Origin of the sequence: Azospirillum formosense, from assembly GCF_013340925.1 — a bacterium.
In the GTDB taxonomy this organism is placed as follows: Bacteria; Pseudomonadota; Alphaproteobacteria; order Azospirillales; family Azospirillaceae; genus Azospirillum; species Azospirillum formosense.
Genome location: NZ_WHOR01000459.1, coordinates 1 through 2,080, shown reverse-complemented (window position 1 = coordinate 2,080; position 2,080 = coordinate 1). Strand labels below are relative to the sequence as shown.

2 protein-coding genes are annotated in these 2,080 nt (G+C 71.6%); both read right to left on the bottom strand.

Annotated features, from left to right (window positions below; translation table 11 throughout):
• Positions 1-155 precede the first annotated feature (155 nt).
• Positions 156-1,064 carry an ABC transporter permease subunit gene (locus GBZ26_RS28965; RefSeq protein ID WP_174441746.1) on the bottom strand — a complete coding sequence of 303 codons (909 nt, stop codon included), beginning with the start codon at positions 1,062-1,064 and terminating at the stop codon, positions 156-158.
• Entirely contained in the window at positions 1,061-2,026 is a 966-nt protein-coding gene (locus tag GBZ26_RS28960) for an ABC transporter permease (protein ID WP_174441745.1), read from the bottom strand. The genes GBZ26_RS28965 and GBZ26_RS28960 overlap by 4 nt, the downstream gene beginning before the upstream one ends.
• Positions 2,027-2,080: the final 54 nt, after the last annotated feature.

Below are 2,080 nucleotides of genomic sequence, written 5' to 3'. Positions count from 1 at the left end.
CTGGATAAGTGAAGGCATGCTTCCCCCCACCTTTCCCGCGGCGTCCGAGGCGGCCCCTGCCCTCCCCCGCTGACGCAGGAGAGGGAGCTTGACCCCCTCCCCTGCGACAGCGGGGGAGGGTCAGGGAGGGGGCAAGACCTCGACCCTCTTTTACTTCACCGCTTCCCCACCACCCGCGGATCCAGCGCGTCCTGCAGCCCGTCGCCCAGCAGGTTGACGGCGATCACCGTCAGGAAGATCAACAGCCCCGGCCACACCGCCAGCAGCGGCGCGGTCCCCACCAGCTCCTGCGCGTTGGTCAGCATGTTGCCCCAGGAGGGCAGCGGCGGCTGGATGCCCAGCCCGAGGAAACTCAGCACGGATTCCAGCAGGATCACGTTGCCGACCGTCAGCGTCGTCGCAACCACGGCGGGGGCTGCGACGTTCGGCAGGATGTGGGCCAGCATGATCCGGCGGCTGCCCGCCCCCATCGCCACCGCCGCCCGCACATAGTCGCGCCGCCGCGCCGACAGGGTGGCCCCGCGCACCAGCCGCGCCACCGTCGTCCAACCGAACAGCGCCACCAGAACGACGATCCGCAGCAGGCTGGCGTCCTCCGCCCCCGCCACCTCCGGCGGGATGCCCAGCCGCGTCAGGTCGATGGCGCCCAGCACGATCAGCAGCGGCAGCAGCGGCAAGGCGATCAGCCCGTCGGTGACGCGCATCAGCAGATCGTCGAGCCGCCCGCCGAAATAGCCGGCCAGCAGCCCGATCCCCGTGCCGATGACGGCGGAGGCCAGCGCCGCCGCCACGCCCACGAACAGCGACCCCCGCCCGCCGTAGAGCAGCCGCACCAGCACGTCGCGCCCCAGCTCGTCGGTGCCCAGCGGGTGCAGGGCCGAGGGCGGGCCGAAGCGGTCGAGCAGGCTGATGCCCGTCGCCTCAACCCCCAGCCAGGACTCCACCCAGGGCGCCGCCGCCGCGGCGACGGCCAGGACGAGCAGCAGCAGGGCGCTGACCACCGCCAGCCGGTGGCGGGCGAAGCGCCGCAGGAAGCGCCCGGCCTTCAAGCGCCCGGCCCTCACGTCCCGTCCCCCTTGAAGGAGATGCGCGGGTCCAGCCCGGCGTAGGCAGCGTCGGCCAGCAGGTTGCCGGCCAGCGTCGTCAACGTGGCGAACAGCAGCGCCACCAGCGCCACGTTCAGGTCGTTGCCCATGATGCTGTCGTAGATCAGCTTGCCCATGCCCGGCCAGGCGAACATCGTCTCGGTCACCAGCGCGCCGGAGAAGAGGGCGCCGAACTCCAGCGCCACGATGGTCACGATGGGGATGGTCGCGTTGCGCAGCGCGTGACGCCAGACCACCCGCCCCTCCCCCAGCCCCTTGGCGCGGGCGGTGCGGACGTAATCCTGGCGAAGCTCCCCCATCATCGCGGCGCGGACGTAGCGCGTGTAGCCGCCGATGCTCGCCAGCGTCAGCGAGGCCACCGGCAGCACGAGGTAGGGTAGCCGCTCCCACCAGCCCTCGCCGCCCACCGGGCCGAGGCCGGAGGCGGGAAGCCATTGCAGTTCCACCGCGAAGAGCAGGATCAGCAGCAGCGCTAGCCAGAAAGCCGGGACGGAGATGCCGGCGAAGCAGAACAGGTTGATGGCGTTGTCCGCCCAGCCGTAGGGCCGCCGCGCCGCGTAGACGCCGAGCGGCAGCGCCACCGCCAGGGTCAGCGCCATCGCCGCCCCGAGCAGCAGCAGCGTGTTGCCTAGCCGCGGCAGCAGGATCGTCAGCACCGGCTGCGCGTAGAGCCGGGAGAAGCCGAAATCCCCCGTCAGCGCCGCCTGGAGCCAGTGGCCGTAGCGTTCCAGCAACGGCTTGTCGAGGCCGTAGAGCGCCTTCAGCCGCGCCGCGTCGGCGGGGGTGGCGCGCGGGTTGCCGGCCAGCATCATGTCCACCGGATCGCCCGGCATCAGCGTCATCAGGACGGTGATGACGAAGCTCATCAGCAGCAGGACGACCAGCGCCTGGAGCATGCGGGAGGCGAGGAAGCGGGTCATGGGCGTGTCATGGTCACATTGCCCCCACCCTAACCCTCCCCCGCTGACGCAGGG

Excerpts from the sequence above, each read along its gene's own strand:
- GBZ26_RS28960 (WP_174441745.1), bottom strand. The coding sequence starts at position 2,026 with ATGACCCGCTTCCTCGCCTCCCGCATGCTCCAGGCGCTGGTCGTCCTG.